This window comes from Paenibacillus sp. FSL R5-0908 (genome assembly GCF_038006245.1).
Classification (GTDB): domain Bacteria; phylum Bacillota; class Bacilli; order Paenibacillales; family Paenibacillaceae; genus Paenibacillus_AQ; species Paenibacillus_AQ odorifer.
The window spans coordinates 6,729,460-6,750,524 of the sequence record NZ_JBBOUV010000001.1 but is presented as its reverse complement, the minus strand read 5'-3'; the positions used below and the strand labels follow the sequence as shown (position 1 = coordinate 6,750,524).

The 21,065-nt window shown below is 46.6% G+C and carries 12 protein-coding genes, 1 tRNA gene and 2 rRNA genes; 14 read left to right on the top strand and 1 reads right to left on the bottom strand.

The annotated features are described in order from the left end of the window. The first annotated feature begins 86 nt into the window (after nucleotides 1-86). From MKZ09_RS30770 to MKZ09_RS30720, 11 genes are all read left to right on the top strand, one after another. Nucleotides 87-1,112: a glycosyltransferase family 2 protein gene (locus MKZ09_RS30770; protein ID WP_076205794.1), complete on the top strand. Its 1,026-nt coding sequence runs from the start codon at nucleotides 87-89 to the stop codon at nucleotides 1,110-1,112. Between the two features lie 157 nt (nucleotides 1,113-1,269). Continuing rightward, nucleotides 1,270-2,169: a glycosyltransferase family 2 protein gene (locus MKZ09_RS30765; protein WP_370511178.1), complete on the top strand. Its 900-nt coding sequence runs from the start codon at nucleotides 1,270-1,272 to the stop codon at nucleotides 2,167-2,169. Further along, entirely contained in the window at nucleotides 2,166-3,572 is a 1,407-nt protein-coding gene (locus MKZ09_RS30760) for an undecaprenyl-phosphate glucose phosphotransferase (RefSeq protein WP_076205799.1), read from the top strand. Before MKZ09_RS30765 ends, MKZ09_RS30760 begins: the two co-directional genes overlap by 4 nt. Before the next feature lie 108 nt (nucleotides 3,573-3,680). Continuing rightward, on the top strand, nucleotides 3,681-4,547 hold the full coding sequence (locus MKZ09_RS30755) for a phosphatidylinositol-specific phospholipase C/glycerophosphodiester phosphodiesterase family protein (RefSeq protein ID WP_076205802.1): 867 nt from the start codon (nucleotides 3,681-3,683) through the stop codon (nucleotides 4,545-4,547). Nucleotides 4,548-4,773: 226 nt separating this feature from the next. Beyond that, nucleotides 4,774-5,493, top strand: a complete 720-nt coding sequence (locus tag MKZ09_RS30750) for a heptaprenylglyceryl phosphate synthase (RefSeq protein ID WP_143767334.1) — start codon at nucleotides 4,774-4,776, stop codon at nucleotides 5,491-5,493. A gap of 61 nt (nucleotides 5,494-5,554) precedes the next feature. Next, a complete protein-coding gene (pcrA, locus tag MKZ09_RS30745; RefSeq protein ID WP_076205808.1) occupies nucleotides 5,555-7,891 on the top strand; it encodes a DNA helicase PcrA in 2,337 nt (778 codons plus the stop codon). A gap of 77 nt (nucleotides 7,892-7,968) precedes the next feature. Next, the gene (gene ligA / locus MKZ09_RS30740; protein WP_036678665.1) at nucleotides 7,969-9,981 is read left to right on the top strand and encodes an NAD-dependent DNA ligase LigA; all 2,013 of its coding nucleotides are present in this window, start codon (nucleotides 7,969-7,971) and stop codon (nucleotides 9,979-9,981) included. 180 nt (nucleotides 9,982-10,161) lie between these two features. Next, nucleotides 10,162-10,869 carry a response regulator transcription factor gene (locus MKZ09_RS30735; RefSeq protein WP_036678667.1) on the top strand — a complete coding sequence of 236 codons (708 nt, stop codon included), beginning with the start codon at nucleotides 10,162-10,164 and terminating at the stop codon, nucleotides 10,867-10,869. Between the two features lie 19 nt (nucleotides 10,870-10,888). After that, the gene (locus tag MKZ09_RS30730) at nucleotides 10,889-12,001 is read left to right on the top strand and encodes a sensor histidine kinase (protein ID WP_076137353.1); all 1,113 of its coding nucleotides are present in this window, start codon (nucleotides 10,889-10,891) and stop codon (nucleotides 11,999-12,001) included. Between the two features lie 62 nt (nucleotides 12,002-12,063). Beyond that, nucleotides 12,064-12,648: a HAMP domain-containing protein gene (locus MKZ09_RS30725; protein WP_076137355.1), complete on the top strand. Its 585-nt coding sequence runs from the start codon at nucleotides 12,064-12,066 to the stop codon at nucleotides 12,646-12,648. A gap of 53 nt (nucleotides 12,649-12,701) precedes the next feature. Beyond that, nucleotides 12,702-14,504, top strand: a complete 1,803-nt coding sequence (locus MKZ09_RS30720) for a transglycosylase domain-containing protein (protein WP_341041659.1) — start codon at nucleotides 12,702-12,704, stop codon at nucleotides 14,502-14,504. A 4-nt stretch (nucleotides 14,505-14,508) separates the two neighbouring features. On the opposite strand, the gene MKZ09_RS30715 is transcribed toward MKZ09_RS30720, so the two are convergent. Continuing rightward, nucleotides 14,509-15,765, bottom strand: a complete 1,257-nt coding sequence (locus MKZ09_RS30715; protein WP_076205815.1) for an MFS transporter — start codon at nucleotides 15,763-15,765, stop codon at nucleotides 14,509-14,511. Nucleotides 15,766-16,169: 404 nt separating this feature from the next. Between MKZ09_RS30715 and MKZ09_RS30710 the strand changes: the two genes are divergently transcribed. The 3 genes from MKZ09_RS30710 to MKZ09_RS30700 all read left to right on the top strand — a co-directional run bounded on the left by MKZ09_RS30710 (nucleotide 16,170) and on the right by MKZ09_RS30700 (nucleotide 20,972). Continuing rightward, a 16S ribosomal RNA gene (locus tag MKZ09_RS30710) occupies nucleotides 16,170-17,727 on the top strand. A gap of 101 nt (nucleotides 17,728-17,828) precedes the next feature. Further along, nucleotides 17,829-17,904, top strand: a tRNA-Ala gene (locus tag MKZ09_RS30705). Between the two features lie 142 nt (nucleotides 17,905-18,046). Beyond that, nucleotides 18,047-20,972 (top strand): 23S ribosomal RNA (locus tag MKZ09_RS30700). Together the 16S and 23S rRNA genes with 1 tRNA gene alongside form the textbook arrangement of a ribosomal RNA operon. Nucleotides 20,973-21,065 lie beyond the last annotated feature (93 nt).

The window sequence follows — 21,065 nt, the reverse complement described above, 5'->3', positions numbered from 1 at the left end:
TAACGATGCGGGAGTTTTTTGTGTTCTTTCGTTATAATAAGAAGGAAGCAGGTAGTTAATTAGAAATTACAAAGTCGAGGATACTCATGAATAACAAAACAGTTAGTGTACATATCGTCACCTACAACAGTACGGATGACATTAAAGATTGCTTAGAGGCAGTAATGGCACAGGATTATCCTATTGAGAAAATTGTTGTTGTAGACAATGCGTCTTCGGACGATTGTGCAGAAAAAGTGAACACATTTTTAAACGCGATCGATAAAGGGGCTTTTTCAAGTAATTCACTAGAGGATTTAGATCTGTTCAATTCACAAGCTAACATGGAAGCGCCCACGAGCCTGCTATTTATCCAAAATGAAAAAAATAAAGGCTTCGCCCCAGCTCATAACCAAGCTATAGCTGCTACAGAAGCAGATTATGTGCTTGTCCTCAATCCAGATTTGACGCTGGCCTCAGATTATATTTCCAGATTGATCGCACGGATGGAGGCTAACCCGCAAATCGGCAGCGCCACAGGAAAGCTTTTGTTAAAGGCTGATCACGAATTAGTGGATAGCACTGGTCTTCGGATGAACAAGACACGTCGTGCATTTGATCGCGGTGCGGGGGAGCCAGCAGAACTATGGACACAATCGGGGACAGTATTTGGTGTATCTGGGGCAGCGGCGATGTATACTCGGCGGATGATTGAAGACGTTAGTGTTGATGGGGAGTTTTTTGATGCAGATTTTTTTGCCTATAAGGAAGATGTGGATGTGGCTTGGAGGGCGGAGTTATTCGGCTGGCAGGGGTATTATGATGCTGAAGCAATTGGGTATCATGAACGTGGGTGGAAAACGTCTGGCCGCAGTACCAAACCGATGTTCATCCGGCGAATATCTTACATTAATCGCTACAAAATGATCTACAAGAATGAATCGGCTCGAACTATGCTGAAAACAATCTTGATATCTCTTCCCTATGAAATTGCCGCTCATGGTTATATGCTTCTGAGAGAGCCAAAGTTAATCGTAGCGTGGAAATCCTTTTTCACTCAGCTCCCAGCGTTGAAAAAGAAACGAAAATATATACAGACCATTGTAAAAGAGCGAAAGAAACCCGTAAATTAAACAGTATCTGGTAAAACCTCCCTGAAAGGTCATCTCCTCTCAGGGAGGTTTTATGTTATAATAATTGTCGGTAGATTACTATATTTGTCAGGAGCGTTACGCAGTGAATGTAGATGTAAGCATACTTATTGTCAATTACAACACGTGTCGCCTGACGATGGACTGTATCAGGTCGGTATATGACTCAGAAACGAACTATTCCTATGAGATTATTTTGATAGACAACAATTCCCATGATGATTCGGTAGAGATGATTGGTAGAGAGTTTCCAAGTGTCATGTTGATTGCAAATAACGACAATGTCGGTTTTGCCCGTGCAAATAACCAGGGGATGGAAGCTTCATCAGGACGGTATGTACTATTACTCAATTCAGATACGGTGGTACGCAGGGATACGCTGGAGACGATGATCTCCTTTATGGATGTTCGGTCCGATGTTGGGGCGTCAGGATGTAAGATTATTTTGCCAGATGGGTCGCTGGATAAAGCATGTAAGCGTGGATTTCCTACACCGTCAGCTTCCTTCTATTATGCTTTTGGTTTCAGTAAGTTGTTTCCAGATCGACCGAAGTTTAACGGTTACCAGTTAGGTTATCTGGACCCTGATCTTGATTACCCGATAGATTGTCTGGTGGGTGCGTTTATGCTGCTGCGGCGGGAGACGATTGATCAGGTCGGCGGATTAGATGAAGAATTTTTTATGTACGGTGAGGATTTAGACTGGTGCTATCGTATTAAAGAGGCTGGGTGGGAGGTTTATTATTATCCGAAAACTTCCATCGTACATCTTAAAGGCGGCAGTGCCAGACGTAGACCATTCAAGATCGTCTATGAATTTCACAGGGCAATGATTTTATTTCATCGTAAGCATTATAGTAGGAAGTACAACAGTATTATAAATGGAACAGTATATGCTGGTGTTGGTGTGAAATTTGCTCTGTCCCTTTTGCGGAATGCCCTAATCTTTCCTAAAGCAGTTCCATCACCTGCACAGAGTCTTAGCTCTGCTACGGAAACAGGCGCTCGTAACGATAAGAATACTGAGGTGAGATTATGATTCGGCGGAATCAGAAATTTTTGACACAGCTCTATATGGTTGCTGACTTTCTTGTCATCCAACTGTCCTTTTTAGCGGCTTGGTGGATCAAGTTCAAGAGCGGATGGATGGAATCCTATAACACGCTGCCTGTAGAGTCTTACGCTTATTGGAGTATGATTTATGGCGTAGTAGCTGTCTTAATTGGTATCCTTTTATCGCTTTATTTGCCTAAACGTAAGAAACGTTTTGTCGATGAATTTATTAAGATTTTCCAAGTGCATATCATGAGCATCTTCATCCTGCTCGGTCTAATGTTTTTCGTGAAAGAAATTGATATCTCCCGTACATATCTGGCTATTTATATGGGGTTTAATGTTCTTTCCATTATGCTTTATCGTTATGTGTTGAAGAAGATGCTTAAATCTTTGCGCGAAAAAGGATTGAACCGCCAGTTCGTACTTATCATCGGCGCAGGTACTCTTGGTAAAAGATTCTACAACAATTTGGAACAATATCCTGAGCTTGGATATGAAGCCATTGGCTTTTTAGACGATTACCATACTTGGGACGGGATTGAGGAGCAACGGTATAAACCGATCTTGGGAACGGTTGATCAGTTATCCGGAATGCTGGAGATGCTGCCTGTGGACGAGGTTATTCTAGCCTTGCCGCTCGATGCGCATTCTAAATATCCTTCGATTATTGCGGCCTGTGAAAAAGCAGGGGTACGCACATTGATTATTCCGGATTTCTTTGATTATTTACCGGCGCGCCCTTATTTTGATAACTTTGCAGGTATGCCAATGATTAATGTTCGTGATATTCCACTGGATATGACGGGGAATAAGATGGCAAAACGTTTGTTTGATATCGTGTTCTCTCTATTCGCGATTATTATGATATCTCCCGTGATGCTGATCGTAGCTCTCGGCGTACGTCTTACTTCTCCGGGACCGATTATATTCCGGCAGGAACGGGTGGGACTTAATCGGCGTAATTTTATGATGTATAAGTTCCGTTCAATGAAGATGCAGCAGGATGGGGAAGAGGATACAGGTTGGAGTACGCGGGAAGATCCGCGTAGAACTCGATTTGGAACCTTTATCCGTAAGACAAGTCTGGATGAGCTTCCGCAATTTTTTAATGTGTTACTGGGTCATATGAGTGTAGTTGGCCCACGGCCAGAACGACCATTTTATGTAGAACAATTCCGTGATGAAATTCCGAAGTATATGGTGAAGCACCATGTGCGTCCAGGAATTACGGGCTGGGCACAGAGCAATGGGCTGCGCGGGGACACTTCAATTGAGGAACGGATTAAGCACGATATTTTCTATATCGAGAACTGGTCCTTACTGTTCGACATTCGAATTATTTTCAAAACGATTCGCAACGGCTTCGTTAACAAAAACGCATATTGAGACCTGCACTTATTTAGATTTGTGAAATTTTAATAATACCCCGTTTTGCCACTGGCAGAGCGGGGTATTAATTTTCTAATCTAAACTTTGTAAAGGAAACTCACAACTATGAATAAGAAAAAGATTATTGCAACCGTAGTAATGATTGTCGCACTAATAATGATTCTTGTAATAACGTTGAACAAAGAGGAAGAGCAACCCGTGAGCGGTTTTGAAGCGCACAGAATCGTTGCACATGCCATGGGGGGAATTAACGGCTATACGTATACCAATGCTTGGGAGGCCTTTGTCGCTAACTATGAACGGGGAACTCGCGTATTTGAAGTTGATTTTTTGTTATCGAAGGATGATCAGTTGGTTGCTCGGCATGAATGGACAGGTAATATGAGCAAGCTTTTAGGTCAGTTGGAGGTTCTCCCTGCTAATAAACAGGGTGTGGCACTAGATTACGAGGAATTTATGGACAGCCCTATCCTGAATATATACTCTCCGCTTGATATTGAGAAGGTGCTTGATCTAATGCAGAATTATCCAGATGCTTATATCGTTACGGATACCAAAGAAATCCAACCGGAACTTATAGAGAAGCAATTTACATTGCTGACTGAAGCGGCGCGGCGTCGGGATCCAGCGTTGTTGGAGCGGATTGTTCCACAGATCTACAATCAGCAGATGCTTGATGAGATCAATAAGGTGTATTCTTTTCCAGAAGTGCTTTACACCTTGTACCAATCTAAGGATACGGATGAACAAGTTATTGAGTTTGTTAAAAAAACAGGTGTGGATATTACGATGCCAGTTAGCCGGGCCACCAAGAGTTTTGTCAAACAGTTAAAAAAGATCGGAGCTCGTGTATACGTTCATACAGTGGATGAAGAGGATGAGATTAGAGAGCTATCTCGTATGGGTGTAGACGGATTTTATAGTGATTTTGTGCCTGAAAATGATTTGAATGACCTCAAAGGTATACGCTGAAATCTTTCTCCACTCATTACCACTAATATATCCCCGCAAAGTGGTGCTTTTCTCAGATGCGTATTCTGATATTTTGCGGGGACCTCAAATTTTTATGCGAAAAAATGTTCGTATTTTTGTTCGCTTTAAATTGACACACCTCCTGTGCTGGCATAGACTAGATCTATATCTTTTGCGGCGGCAGGAGTGTTTTGTCTTGCCCAAATGACAATTAAGGATGATTCCCATGAAATCAGTACAGCAAATGATCAAACCTTGGCGGCATGTGTTTAAGTTAGACCCGGATCGTATGATTTCAGATGAGGATTTGGAGGCCGTTTGCTTGTCCGGCACGGATGCCATATTGATAGGAGGCTCTACAGGAGTTACTTATGAGAATACAGTAGATCTCTTATCAAGAGTAAGACGTTTTGAGCTGCCCTGTGCACTCGAGGTATCCGAACTTGAAGCTGCTGTACCCGGATTTGATCTTTATATGATTCCTATGGTGCTAAATACACCCGATCCAGCTTGGATTGTAGGTCATCATCGTCGAGCTATAGAGCGTTATGGATTTATGATCCCATGGGATCAGCTGCTAACGGAAGGTTACGTCGTTTTGAACAGTGATTCTTCAGTTGCGCGGATTACAGGGGCCGAGACAACCATTAATGCTGAAGAGGCGGCTGCGTATGCCCAGGTTGCGGACAAGCTGATGTCCCTGCCAATAGTCTATCTTGAATATAGCGGTAGATTTGGGGAGATGGAGACAGTACGTATAGTGCGTGAGATGGTGGAGCAAGCCCAACTATTTTATGGAGGCGGCATTACTTGTGAGACAGAGGCCGAGCAGGCAGCAGCTCTATGTGATACAGTAGTTGTCGGCAATATTATTTATCGGGATGTAGAGCAGGCAATTCGTACGGTATTAGCAGTTAAAAAGACGGTGCAAGAGCAGTTCGAGTAGCGGCTAGCTTATGGACTACTTATGATTTGTAATTTCATTTTTGGAAAGGAGCATGTTACACATGCAACTTATTAACATACAAGACGCGGTCAGCCGATTGAATCCTCCACAAAGGCAGGCTGTCGAAACTACTGAAGGACCCCTTTTGATTATGGCTGGTGCGGGCAGTGGGAAGACGAGAGTGCTGACTCACAGAATTGCCTGGCTGATTGCTAATCGAAAGGCGCCGCCTTGGGCGATTTTGGCGATTACATTTACGAATAAAGCTGCGAGGGAAATGCAGGAACGTGTATCTAAGCTCGTTGGACCTGAGGGAAGAGATATTTGGGTATCCACCTTTCACTCCATGTGTGTTCGGATCTTGCGGAAGGATATTGAACGGATTGGGTTTACTTCCAACTTCTCGATCCTGGACTCTACAGACCAGTTATCAGTCATTCGTAATTGCATGAAGGAACTGAATATTGATACGAAAAAATTCGAACCGAAAGCTGTACAAGCCATAATTAGCGCATCTAAGAATGAACTGATTACTCCGGCGCAGTATGAGCAAAAAGTCGGTGATTATTTCGAAGGTTTAGTTGCCAAGGTTTATAAAATGTACCAAAGACGCTTGAGAAGCAATAACTCGCTTGATTTTGATGATTTGATTATGAAGACTATCGAATTATTTAAGGAAGTTCCCGAGGTTCTGGATTTTTACCAAAAGAAGTTCAAATACATCCATGTGGATGAGTATCAGGATACGAACAGAGCACAATACATGTTGTGCCGCATGCTGGCAGACAGCCACCACCGCATTTGTGTGGTAGGGGATAGTGACCAGTCGATTTATCGCTGGCGTGGTGCGGATATTACGAACATTCTTAATTTTGAAGAGGATTATCCGGAAGCGAAGACGATTCTGCTAGAACAGAATTACCGTTCAACCGCTAATATCCTGAATGCAGCCAATGGGGTAATTGCACTTAATAGTGGCCGTAAACCGAAAAAGCTGTGGACCGATTCTGAGGAAGGCGCCAAGATTAAGGTGTACCGGGCGGATTCCGAGCATGACGAAGGGTATTTTGTAACCGGAGAAATCAGCAAAAATGTGAAACAAGGTCAAGCTTACCAGAATCACGCGATTCTGTACCGGACGAATGCTCAGTCACGGGTAATAGAGGAAATTCTGATCAAATCAGATATTCCATATCAAATCGTTGGCGGGATCAAGTTCTATGATCGTAAAGAAATCAAGGATCTGCTGGCATATCTACGTTTATTGTCTAACCCTGATGATGATATCAGCCTGACGCGTATTATTAATGTTCCTAAGCGTGGATTAGGGGATACAACGGTTGGCAAGCTGGCAGCTGCGGCTGGTGAACGTGGTGTTTCTATTTTCCGAGTACTGCAAACGGTCGATGATTTGGGCTTTGCTGGACGGACGCGGAATATGCTAGTAGAGTTCTACGATATGATTGAAGCTCTACACCGTATGGTGGAGTTCTTGTCTGTAACCGAATTGACGGAAAAAATACTGGAAATGTCGCAGTACCGTTTGGAGCTGCAAAATGAAAACACACTCGAATCACGCTCGCGGCTAGAGAATATCGATGAGTTCTTATCGGTGACGATGGAGTTTGAAAAGAACAATGAAGACAAGTCGCTGGTCTCCTTCCTCACGGATCTTGCACTTATCGCAGATATCGATAGTGTGAACGATGATGAAGAGGATCGTAGTGATGCGGTTGTGTTAATGACGATGCACAGCGCCAAAGGTCTGGAGTTCCCGACGGTATTTATCGTCGGAATGGAAGAAGGCGTGTTCCCACACAGCCGTGCCTTCCAGGACAACGACGAGCTGGAAGAGGAACGCCGGCTTGCGTATGTGGGGATCACCCGCGCGGAGAAACAACTGTTTCTCTCTTGTGCGCGGATGCGTACGCTCTTTGGGCGGACGACGGCGAACCAACCGTCCCGCTTCTTAGAGGAGATTCCGGAGGAACTGAAGGAAGATACCGTTAAGACTCAAGACCGCTTCCAGCGCGGAGGCGCGGAGGCAGGCGGTGCTTACGGCGGACGCGGCTTCGGCAGCGGCGGCCGTGGGAACTTTGGCGGCCGTGGCGGAGCCGCCGGAGCTACGCCGGCAGGCGGCGGAAGCACGGCGTCAGCGGCGGCAAGCAAGAGCAGCGTGACCGTGACCTCCGGAGGCGCACGTGCTACCGGAGCAGGGGCTGCTGCAGCTGGCGAGTACAAAGCGGGTGACAAGGTCTCCCACGGCAAATGGGGCACGGGCACCGTTGTATCTGTTAAAGGCAGCGGGAATGACACGGAGCTGCAGATTGCTTTTCCGGCACCCGTGGGTGTGAAACGTCTGCTTGCGGGGTTTGCACCGATTACCAAAGTGGAATAATAACAGACAACGATTAACGAACGGATATTTAGACCACGCTAACTTTAGGAAACTTATTGACGGAGGGATGTACCTGCATGGATGCTATGCATGTGATGGAAGAGCTTGTTGCGGAATTAAATAATTATAATTACCACTACTACACGCTGGATGCACCGCTAGTCAGCGATAAGGAATACGATGTTTTATACGACAAGCTTGTAGCACTGGAGGCTGAGAGTGGCTTCGTACTACCGGATTCGCCTACACAACGTGTAGGTGGAGAGCTGCTTAAGGGCTTCACGCCGCATCGGCATCTGGCACCGCTTTGGAGTCTGGATAAAGCACAGAATATTGAACAGCTGCGCAGCTGGAATACCCGGGTGCTCCGGTTAGTGAATGAATACAATCTTAAGAATCCAGACAACCCTCTTCCTGATCCTTGTTATGCAGTAGAACTGAAGTTCGATGGCTTAACGCTGAATTTAACCTATCGTAATGGTGTTCTCGAACAGGCATCAACGCGTGGCAATGGTGTAGTTGGCGAAGGAATACTTGCACAGGTGAAGACCATCAAATCCGTTCCATTGACGATTCCCTTCAAGGATGGGGTCATTGAGGTTCAGGGTGAAGGGATTATGAATCTGTCTGTGCTGGCGGATTATAATACAAGGGCTGCAGAGCCGCTGAAGAATGCGCGTAATGCAGCAGCAGGTGCACTGCGTAATCTTAATCCGAAGACTACTGCGGACCGCCGTTTGAACGCTTTTTTCTATAATGTAGGCTTTGCAGAAGGTGCGGAGTTCGCTGACCATCAGGAAATGATGGATTTTCTGCGGAATAACAAATTTAAAGTGAACCCATACCTGACCTACTGCAATGATTTTGATGATGTAACTGAGCAGCTCGCTGGAATCGAGGAGAGTCGTTCGAGTCTCGATTACCTCATTGATGGGGCTGTAATTAAGGTCACGGATTTCAGAATCCGTGAGGTGCTTGGATATACTGACAAGTTCCCGCGTTGGGCAGTTGCTTATAAATTTGAAGCCGAAGAAACGACGACCGTGCTGGAGTCTGTTAGCTGGAATGTAGGTCGTACAGGTAAAGTGACTCCGCTGGCTCGGGTTGAGGCTGTAGAACTTGCTGGAGTTACCGTTCAGAACTGTACCCTGAATAATGTGGGTGATATTGAGCGTAAAAACTTGAAATTCGCCTTAGGTTCGCGGGTCTTTATTCGCCGTTCCAATGATGTTATCCCAGAAATTCTCGGCAAGGTAACAGAGGAGAATGACGGTGGAGAGATTATTTTCCCTGAGGATTGTCCAGCTTGTGGATATCCGTTAGAAATGCGCGGAGCACATCTTTTCTGTAACAATAAACTGAATTGTAGGCCGCAGATTATCAGTCGGATCACCCACTTTGCTTCGCGTGATGCGATGGATATCGAGACATTCAGTGAGAAGACCGCGGGTCAGCTCTATGATGAGCTTAATGTACATGACTCTGCGGATCTGTATGAACTGAACTTTGAGCAGCTTGTACAGCTGAACCGTTTTGGTGAGAAAAAAGCACAGAATTTGCTGCAAGCTTTAGAAGATAGCAAAGGTAGAGATCTTGCTTCATTTCTTTTTGCGTTAGGGATCCCGAACACAGGTAAAGCAACGACGAAGATGTTGGCTGATCATTTCCGCGATCTGGATGCTGTGATGCAGGCCAAAGCCGAGGAGCTCGCTGAGTTACCAGACATTGGTGGGATTGTCGCCGAGAGCATTGTCAGCTTCTTCGCAGATCCAGTTGTAGTAGCTAATGTTTCCCGCTTGCGGGCGTTGGGTGTGGAAGCGAAGGCTCCTGAGGCGCCACGTCCTGTTAGTACCGATTCCTTCTTTAGTGGCAAAACGGTCGTATTGACCGGTTCCTTGCAAAAGCTTACCCGAGATGAAGCAGCTGAACGTCTGGAAGCACTCGGAGCAAAGGTGTCCGGAAGTGTGTCGAAGAAGACGGATTTAGTTATCGCTGGTGAAAAAGCTGGCAGTAAGCTGGCTAAAGCGCAGCAGTTAGGTATTCAGGTCATTGAGGATGAAGATGAGCTAATTCGCTTGTTGGATATGTAAGTAACAAACTATATTCGATTCCAAAAGGTTCCGGGTTCCATTTCGTTTAAGTGCGAGAGGAGCAGGGGCCTTTTTTGCGTGGATACAACTAAACGTTTCTTTTTTAGAAAAAAATTCGGATGATCTGCTAATATATAGGCTATAGATATTTATTACTATATTTGAAAGGAAACCCTTCCTGTGAAGAGAGAAACGATATTGTTAGTAGATGATGAGAAGGAAATTGTAGAACTGTTAACGATTTATCTCTGTAATGAAGGCTATAGACTGCTAAAGGCTTATGATGGAATGGAAGCGCTGGAATGTCTGCAGAAAGAGGAAGTTGATCTAATTATTCTTGATGTCATGATGCCTAAAATGGACGGGCTAGCTGCATGTATGAAGATCCGTGAAGAGCGGAAAATGCCAATTATCATACTATCAGCCAAAAATACAGATATGGACAAAATCTCCGGCCTGAGCCTCGGGGCAGATGACTACGTGGGCAAGCCGTTTAATCCCTTGGAGATTGTGGCACGAGTAAAATCACAGCTGCGCCGTTATCACGGATTTAATAAGGATAGTAATACGTTGGGAAACGACAGCAAACTAAGCTTTGAGGATCTGACTATAGATACGTCTAAGCATGAGGTGTATGTAGATCAGCAGAAGATTAAACTGACTCCGCGGGAATTCTCTATTCTAGAGCTTTTGGCGAGACACCAAGGTCAAGTGCTTAGCTTGGAGCAAATTTACAATAAGGTATGGAATGAACCTTTTCTAGATGGCGGTAACACAGTGATGGTACATATTCGTAATCTCCGAGACAAAATCGAAATCGATTCGAAACGCCCACGTTATATACAAACCGTCTGGGGAGTTGGCTATAAATTAGACGGACCTTCCTGAAAGGATTAGGTGAGGCTTCTTGAATTCTAAATATATAACGACGATCCGCTGGAAGTTTATGTTCGCTTTTTTGCTGAGTGTGCTTTCAGGCGCTTTGCTGCTTATGGCAGGGTACCAACTCGTCAACTTTATGATCTATCTAAATCCGGCTTCAGAGGCGGCTCCCTATTCACGCATACTGCGCTGGATTATTAATCATATTGGCTCTATGCCACTAATGACAGCAGCGGGTATTATCAGCTTTTTATTATTCTTTTTTATCTACACTCGTAAAGTTGTGCTGTATCTGGAAGAGATCACAAAAGGGATTCGAGAAATTACAAGCTCCGGGATGTCCCATAGAATTGAAGTCAGAACCACGGATGAGCTGGGTGTGCTGGCTGAGAATATTAATGAAATGGCTGAGCGTTTGCAGCACTCCATAGAGGAGGAACGTAAAGCTGTAAATGCAAAAAATGACTTGATCACAGGTGTTTCCCATGATTTGCGCACCCCGCTTACCTCTGTCTTGGGTTTTCTGGAGTACATCGAACAAGATCGATGTCAGGAAGAAGCGGAAATCCGGTATTACGTGGATATAGCCTACAACAAATCCCTGGTGCTGCGTAAACTGATCGATGATCTTTTTGAATACACACGTGTAAATAGTGGAGAGTACCCTTTGGTTATGCAGAGATTGGATTTGAAGGCCTTCATACGGCAGCTGGCGGAGGAGTCAGTTCCTGAACTAACAAAGGCGGATATGATCTATGAAATCGAGGACGTTGCTGATGATTTATGGATAGAGGCTTCGCCTAAAGAATTAGTACGTGCTTATGAAAATTTGATTACTAACGCGATCCGTTACGGCAGAAGCGGCGGGAAATTGGAGATAGGTTTCAGTAAAAAGGAAAATGATGCTGTGGTCCGGATTAGCAACTTTGGAGACAGGATTGAGGAAAGTGATATCCCTTTTATTTTTGAACGATTCTATCGGGCAGAAAAGTCGCGTTCACAGCATACAGGCGGCTCAGGGCTTGGACTTGCGATTGCCAAAAGTATCATCGAACGCCACAATGGCGTTATTTATGTAGAAAGTACATCTCTTCGCACGGATTTTATTACCCGTTTCCCATTCTTCATAGAATCTTAAGAAAACTCTGGCGGGTTCTTAAGATTTGGAAGTTATCCTTGTGGCACAAGGAGGGAACTACCATGCCAAAACTTCGGACGGTTCGTATTAGCTATTTATATATTTTTATGGGTTGCGCTCTTTTGAGTGCTGCCTTTCTTTTTGTTGTCCAGCGGGCTGTCGCTTTGCTGTATTCTCATTATTCGGGCCAATCAGGAGCCTTTTTTGTCCGGCTTATTCATTGGGTTATTAATCATATGGGTCAAACCCCTAGTGCCATCCTTCTATTTATTCTAGTCTTCGGTGGGCTGTATGTTCTTCGTTCACAGAAAATAGCTGATGATTTGCGCTCGCTAGTGGTGGGAACCTCGGAGCTGGCAGACAAAGGAGTCGCTCAGAACATCAAGGTTCTTTCTGGAGGAGAAATAGGTGAAATTGCTGCTAACCTCAATCGAATGCAAAGAATAGAAGTTCCAAATAGAGATGCAAGCTCAAAGCGGATAGAGGACACACCAGCAGTAGCTTTATTAATAAGGACTAGGGCGATCCTTCGCACCCTCCGTGAGGTTGAAGAGAATGAGGCGGAAGCACATACACTTCTTGCAGCAGCGAATGATGAAGTGCGCAGTATGGAGCGGTTCCTGGAGAACCTGATTATCGAATCATGAGCAGATGGAATTCACGCACCCGGATATTGCGAGTAGGGTACCTATTATTTGATGTGAGTGTTATTAGTACGGTATTGGCGCTTTTGATTATGTTCTATGTATACCAGTATGGGGGGATCGTACTTAACCGGCATGAGGATAGGCTGCAATTGCCAGAATCAAGTCTCATCACAGCTTCAGATGGAACAGTTATACGAATGACTCCGCTACCGAGCTCGGGTTATAGGCTTACAGCAGAGCTTGAGGAGATGCCGGCTTTATTAATAGATACTTTTTTAACAGTAGAAGACCGCCGTTTTTATAGCCATCAAGGGGTCGATTATAAAGGGATATCACGCGCTTTCTTAAAAAATATCTTGGACATGAGTTTATCAGAAGGTGGCAGCAGTATTACTCAACAGCTTGCTCGCAATCTTTTTTTGAACAGAGATAAGAATATGCTGCGCAAGTTAAATGAAACCTCTATTGCTTTTGCCTTGGAGCAGCGACTGACGAAACGTGAGATTTTGCAGCTGTACCTCAATCAGATTTATATGGGGCGGGGACAATATGGAGTAAAAGCAGCAGCGAAGCGTTACTTCGGCGTGTCTGATCTGAAAAAATTGGAGATCTGGCAAATAGCTACTCTAGCGGGAATCCCTAAAGGCCCCTCTATTTATAACCCAGTAGACAATAGTGCATTATCCAAAACGAGAAGAAATCTAGTGCTAAAGATGATGTTCAATCAGCGACTAATCACGTATGAGCAAATGCAGGAAGCTATGAATAAACAATATCAGCCTCCAGCTGCGGTCGAAAATGGGGTTGCCGGAGTGTATTATGTGGATGCCGCCCTTAAGGAAGCGGCTCAGATCACAGGGGAATCTGTAGAGGAGCTTCGTACAGGCGGCTACACTATAGTTACAGGTTTGAACATCAAAGCACAGCAGGCACTTGAGCAGGCCGTTCTCAAAGAGGCTTCATTTCCACCTGACGGAAAAGATCAGCAGGTAGAAGCAGCTATGACCATAATGGATCATCGTACAGGAGAAGTAGTGGCATTGATTGGTGGGCGAGATCAAAACGAGGGCAATTTGAACAGAGCTATTATTGATGCACGTCAGCCGGGTTCCAGCTTTAAGCCGATCATTGATTATGGACCTGCACTCGAGAGCGGGAAATTTAACCCGAATAGTATGCTGTCCGACCGTAAAGTTGCTTATGGCAGCTATAAGCCTGAGAACTTGAACGGTATATACCAAGGTCAGGTCACAATGAACACAGCTTTGCAAAAATCCATCAATGCACCAGCCGTATGGCTATTGAAGCAGGTTGGAATCTCTTCTGCGCGGCAATTTGCCGCCAAATTAGGAATTGTACTGACGGAGGAGGACAATCATTTATCTATAGCTTTGGGGGGGCTTCATAACGGGGTTTCTCCACTAAAAATGGCCCAGGCCTACAGTGTCTTTGCTAGTGGAGGCAAATTTAATGCGGCTCATATGGTGCGCTCCATAACGGATTCAAAAGGGAAGGTCTTGTATACTCATCCCTCTGAATCACGTCAGGTAATCTCGCCGCGTACCGCAGAAGCGATGACGGCTATGTTACGCAATGTTGTTAATGAAGGAACAGGGAAAAAAGCGCAGATGAACAGACCAGTAGCGGGAAAGACCGGTACGACCCAATTGGACTTGACTGGCGTGAGCAAGAAAGCCAATCGGGATCTTTGGTTTGTAGGCTTTACTCCGGAGTGGACAGCTGCGGTATGGATGGGTTTTGATCGTACGAATCAGGATAATTATATGACTGAAGGCAGCGGGAAGGCTGCCGCTCTATTTTCTACAGTAATGAGTAAAGCCTTAAGTGATCATTGAGAAGTTATTGCGCCGCCCATTCTTCTAATTTCTCATCTCTAGGAAGCAGCAAGGCAAGAAACCCAAGCAGCGGGAGGAAGCCGCAAGCGATGAACACTTTAGCAATCCCGATACTATCAATGAGGTTGCCGAGGACTAATGAGCCGATCCCGCCGAGTCCAAAAGCAAGTCCCGTGATCAGACCTGAAACTGTGCCAATGTTGCCCGGATATAGCATTTGAGCATAAATGACGGTAACAGAGAAGCTGGATAGAAGGATGAAACCGCCAATCAGCAGCAATACAGCCGCCCATAATGGACCTACGAAGGGTAGAGCAAGCGCAAAGGGAACGGTTCCGACCATTGACAGTAAGATGAGATTACGTCGTCCAAAACGGTCAGCCAGCGGACCCCCAAAAAATGTACCCACTGCACCAGCAGCCAAATACATAAAAATATAGATTTGGGCTTTATCCAGTGTCATTTGATATTTGTCCATTAGATAGAAGGCGTAGTAGCTGCCGATAGAAGCGCCATACCAAGACCTAACAAAGACTAGGAATACAAGAATAATCGTTGCTGTTCGTATGCTTTTTCGGCGGCCGGGGTCGATTGCTCGTGCTGTTGATTTTTTATGAAAGGTATAACCGGCATCTAGCATTTCTCTATACCAGCGAGCGACATAGGTCTGAACAGCAATCCCGGCAGTCGCGACGATCGTGAAGCCTAGGGCACCAATCTGGCCAAAGGGGATGAATACCCATTTCGTAAGCATTGGACCAAGGGACTGTCCAGCATTGCCGCCCACTTGAAAAATAGATTGTGACAATCCCTTTCGCTGACCTGCGGCCATATGAGCAACGCGCATTCCTTCTGGATGGAAGGTCGCTGATCCGAATCCGATCAGGATAACCGAGAATAAGACCAGAAAATAGCTATTGGCATAAGCCAATAGAAGTACACCTAAAAATGTGCTGCACATACCCAGCGGTAATAATATAGGACGGGGTTTACGGTCTGCAGCATATCCAATGACGGGTTGGATTACTGATGACGTCATATTTAAAGCGAATGAGATCCATCCAATCTGGGCGAAAGAGAGCAGTAGATTATCTTTGAGAATAGGGAAGATTGCTGGAATGACTGCCTGTATAGAATCATTGAATAAATGAACAAAACTGACAGCTAACAAAATTTTATAAATTGTTGCCTGCTGCAGATTACGCTGCTCCTTGTCCTTGCTGTCTACTGTGGACGCAGCGTCTGTAGGTTTGGTCTTCATTTTGACTCCTCTCTGTACGGATAGTTAGAAGGTAAGATTGGCGAATACGATAAATTCTATTTAGCCACAAATAATGGATGAATGGTATCAATTTGTGTTGTATCGAAGTTATTTATACGAATGATTTTTTTATTTCAAAAAAAGCTTGCAAACTCAATGACAGCATGGTATATTATCTCTTGTGCTTACGACGCATCGCACATACGGAACACAAGCGATGAAAAAATAAGTTGACAAGATAGAAACAAACATGATATACTATAATTCCTGTGCAAGAGACATTGAATGTCAAAATGCTAGGAGCAAGTTCTTTGAAAACTGAACAAATGGAACACGTTAATTTTTAAAAAGATTCATTTAATGAATCGTCAGTTTCAAAATGAGCAAATCGCTCTTTTCAATACTAATTGGAGAGTTTGATCCTGGCTCAGGACGAACGCTGGCGGCGTGCCTAATACATGCAAGTCGAGCGGAGTTATTTTGAAAGCTTGCTTTCAAAATAACTTAGCGGCGGACGGGTGAGTAACACGTAGGCAACCTGCCCTTCAGACTGGGATAACTACCGGAAACGGTAGCTAATACCGGATAATTTCTTTTTTCTCCTGAGAGAAGAATGAAAGACGGAGCAATCTGTCACTGAGGGATGGGCCTGCGGCGCATTAGCTAGTTGGTGGGGTAACGGCCCACCAAGGCGACGATGCGTAGCCGACCTGAGAGGGTGAACGGCCACACTGGGACTGAGACACGGCCCAGACTCCTACGGGAGGCAGCAGTAGGGAATCTTCCGCAATGGGCGAAAGCCTGACGGAGCAACGCCGCGTGAGTGATGAAGGTTTTCGGATCGTAAAGCTCTGTTGCCAGGGAAGAACGTCCGGTAGAGTAACTGCTACCGGAGTGACGGTACCTGAGAAGAAAGCCCCGGCTAACTACGTGCCAGCAGCCGCGGTAATACGTAGGGGGCAAGCGTTGTCCGGAATTATTGGGCGTAAAGCGCGCGCAGGCGGCTATTTAAGTCTGGTGTTTAAACCTTGGGCTCAACCTGAGGTCGCACTGGAAACTGGGTGGCTTGAGTACAGAAGAGGAAAGTGGAATTCCACGTGTAGCGGTGAAATGCGTAGATATGTGGAGGAACACCAGTGGCGAAGGCGACTTTCTGGGCTGTAACTGACGCTGAGGCGCGAAAGCGTGGGGAGCAAACAGGATTAGATACCCTGGTAGTCCACGCCGTAAACGATGAGTGCTAGGTGTTAGGGGTTTCGATACCCTTGGTGCCGAAGTTAACACAGTAAGCACTCCGCCTGGGGAGTACGGTCGCAAGACTGAAACTCAAAGGAATTGACGGGGACCCGCACAAGCAGTGGAGTATGTGGTTTAATTCGAAGCAACGCGAAGAACCTTACCAGGTCTTGACATCCCTCTGAATCCGCTAGAGATAGCGGCGGCCTTCGGGACAGAGGAGACAGGTGGTGCATGGTTGTCGTCAGCTCGTGTCGTGAGATGTTGGGTTAAGTCCCGCAACGAGCGCAACCCTTAACTTTAGTTGCCAGCAGGTAAGGCTGGGCACTCTAGAGTGACTGCCGGTGACAAACCGGAGGAAGGTGGGGATGACGTCAAATCATCATGCCCCTTATGACCTGGGCTACACACGTACTACAATGGCCGGTACAACGGGAAGCGAAGCCGCGAGGTGGAGCCAATCCCATCAAAGCCGGTCTCAGTTCGGATTGCAGGCTGCAACTCGCCTGCATGAAGTCGGAATTGCTAGTAATCGCGGATCAGCATGCCGCGGTGAATACGTTCCCGGGTCTTGTACACACCGCCCGTCACACCACGAGAGTTTACAACACCCGAAGTCGGTGGGGTAACCCGCAAGGGAGCCAGCCGCCGAAGGTGGGGTAGATGATTGGGGTGAAGTCGTAACAAGGTAGCCGTATCGGAAGGTGCGGCTGGATCACCTCCTTTCTATGGAGAATCGTTCTCTGCAATGAGGACATTCAAATCGGAAGTTTAACTTCCACAACTAATTAACGTGTATTCATTTGTTCGGTTTTGATGGAATTTGCGGGGCCATAGCTCAGCTGGGAGAGCGCCTGCCTTGCAAGCAGGAGGTCAGCGGTTCGATCCCGCTTGGCTCCACCAACAAACTTCATCTATTTGTTATGTCTATACACTTGATCCTTGAAAACTGGATACCGAAACGAATTTGCGTTTTAGAACATCTTTTAGCAACTTGTGCAAACAAGTAAATGTTATTAGTGAGGTTTTTCTTCGGAAAAATCAAGGTTAAGCTAATAAGAGCACACGGAGGATGCCTAGGCGCCAGGAGCCGACGAAGGACGTGGCGAACAACGAAACTGCCTCGGGGAGCTGTAAGCAAGCTTTGATCCGGGGGTGTCCGAATGGGGAAACCCAGCTGTGGTAATTCGCAGTTACTCATTTCTGAATACATAGGAAATGTAGAGGCAGACCAGGGGAACTGAAACATCTAAGTACCCTGAGGAAGAGAAAACAATAGTGATTCCGTCAGTAGCGGCGAGCGAACGCGGATCAGCCTAAACCTAAGAGCTTGCTCTTAGGGGTTGTGGGACGTCTCACATGGAGTTACAAAGGAATATGGTAGGTGAAGAGGTCTGGAAAGGCCCGCGATAGAGGTAAAAGCCCTGTAACCTAAACTGTGTTCTCTCCGAGACGGATCCCGAGTAGTGCGGGGCACGTGAAACCCCGTATGAATCCAGCAGGACCATCTGCTAAGGCTAAATACTACCTGGCGACCGATAGTGAAACAGTACCGTGAGGGAAAGGTGAAAAGCACCCCGGAAGGGGAGTGAAATAGAACCTGAAACCGTGTGCTTACAAAAAGTCAGAGCCCTATTAATGGGTGATGGCGTGCCTTTTGTAGAATGAACCGGCGAGTTACGTTTAACATGCAAGGTTAAGCCGAGAAGGTGGAGCCGCAGCGAAAGCGAGTCTGAATAGGGCGACTTAGTATGTGGACGTAGACCCGAAACCGTGTGATCTACCCCTGTCCAGGGTGAAGGTGCGGTAACACGCACTGGAGGCCCGAACCCACGTACGTTGAAAAGTGCGGGGATGAGGTGGGGGTAGCGGAGAAATTCCAATCGAACTCGGAGATAGCTGGTTCTCCCCGAAATAGCTTTAGGGCTAGCCTCGGTATAAGAGTAGTGGAGGTAGAGCACTGATTGGGTGCGGGGTCCGCAAGGATTACCAAGCTCAGTCAAACTCCGAATGCCATATACTTATTGCCGGGAGTCAGACAGTGAGTGCTAAGATCCATTGTCAAAAGGGAAACAGCCCAGACCATCAGCTAAGGTCCCCAAGTGTGTGTTAAGTGGGAAAGGATGTGGAGTTGCACAGACAACCAGGATGTTGGCTTAGAAGCAGCCACCATTGAAAGAGTGCGTAATAGCTCACTGGTCGAGTGACTCTGCGCCGAAAATGTAACGGGGCTAAACACACCACCGAAGCTATGGCTAGATGCTTTGCATCTGGGGTAGGGGAGCGTTGTGTAGGGGTTGAAGGTGTACTGAAAAGAGCGCTGGACACTACACAAGTGAGAATGCCGGTATGAGTAACGAAAAGATCAGTGAGAATCTGATCCGCCGAAAGCCCAAGGTTTCCTGAGGAAGGCTCGTCCGCTCAGGGTAAGTCGGGACCTAAGGCGAGGCCGAAAGGCGTAGTCGAAGGACAACAGTTTGAAATTACTGTACCACCGTAATCCGCTATGAGCGATGGGGTGACGCAGGAGGGTAGTGACGCGGACTGATGGATGTCCGTCTAAGCAGTGAGGCTGGTGTGTAGGCAAATCCGCACATCGTTAAGGCTGGGCTGTGATGGGGAGCGAAAATTATAGTAGCGAAGGTCATGATCTCACACTGCCAAGAAAAGCCTCTAGCCAGGAGAAGGTGCCCGTACCGCAAACCGACACAGGTAGGCGAGAAGAGAATTCTAAGGCGCGCGGAAGAACTCTCGTTAAGGAACTCGGCAAAATGACCCCGTAACTTCGGGAGAAGGGGTGCCCCGGTAGTGTGAATAGCACGAGGGGGCCGCAGTGAAAAGGCCCAAGCGACTGTTTAGCAAAAACACAGGTCTGTGCGAAGCCGCAAGGCGAAGTATACGGGCTGACGCCTGCCCGGTGCTGGAAGGTTAAGGGGAGTGGTTAGGGGTAACCCGAAGCTATGAACCGAAGCCCCAGTAAACGGCGGCCGTAACTATAACGGTCCTAAGGTAGCGAAATTCCTTGTCAGGTAAATTCTGACCCGCACGAATGGCGTAACGACTTGGGCGCTGTCTCAACGAGAGATCCGGTGAAATTTTAATACCTGTGAAGATGCAGGTTACCCGCGACAAGACGGAAAGACCCCATGGAGCTTTACTGCAGCTTGATATTGAATTTGGGTACGATCTGTACAGGATAGGTGGGAGCCGTAGAAATCGGAGCGCAAGCTTCGGTGGAGGCGCCGTTGGGATACCACCCTGATCGTATCTAGGTTCTAACCTAGTGCCCTAATCGGGTACGGGGACCGTGTCAGGCGGGCAGTTTGACTGGGGCGGTCGCCTCCTAAAGAGTAACGGAGGCGTTCCAAGGTTCCCTCAGAATGGTTGGAAATCATTCGCAGAGTGCAAAGGCATAAGGGAGCTTGACTGCGAGACCTACAAGTCGAGCAGGGACGAAAGTCGGACTTAGTGATCCGGTGGTACCGCATGGAAGGGCCATCGCTCAACGGATAAAAGCTACCCTGGGGATAACAGGCTTATCTCCCCCAAGAGTCCACATCGACGGGGAGGTTTGGCACCTCGATGTCGGCTCATCGCATCCTGGGGCTGAAGTAGGTCCCAAGGGTTGGGCTGTTCGCCCATTAAAGCGGTACGCGAGCTGGGTTCAGAACGTCGTGAGACAGTTCGGTCCCTATCTGTCGTGGGCGCAGGAAATTTGAGAGGAGCTGTCCTTAGTACGAGAGGACCGGGATGGACGTACCGCTGGTGCACCAGTTGTTCCGCCAGGAGCATGGCTGGGTAGCTACGTACGGACGGGATAAGCGCTGAAAGCATCTAAGCGTGAAGCCCCCCTCAAGATGAGATTTCCCAATTAGTAAGACCCCTTGAAGACGACGAGGTAGATAGGTTGGAGGTGGAAGTGCAGCAATGCATGGAGCTGACCAATACTAATCGGTCGAGGGCTTATCCTATACGTAGAATGCAGATTTGTTTCGGATTCAGTTTTCAGGCGATTAAGCCTGTAACACGCTTAGAAATTCATTGTCACTTCTGGTGATGAACTG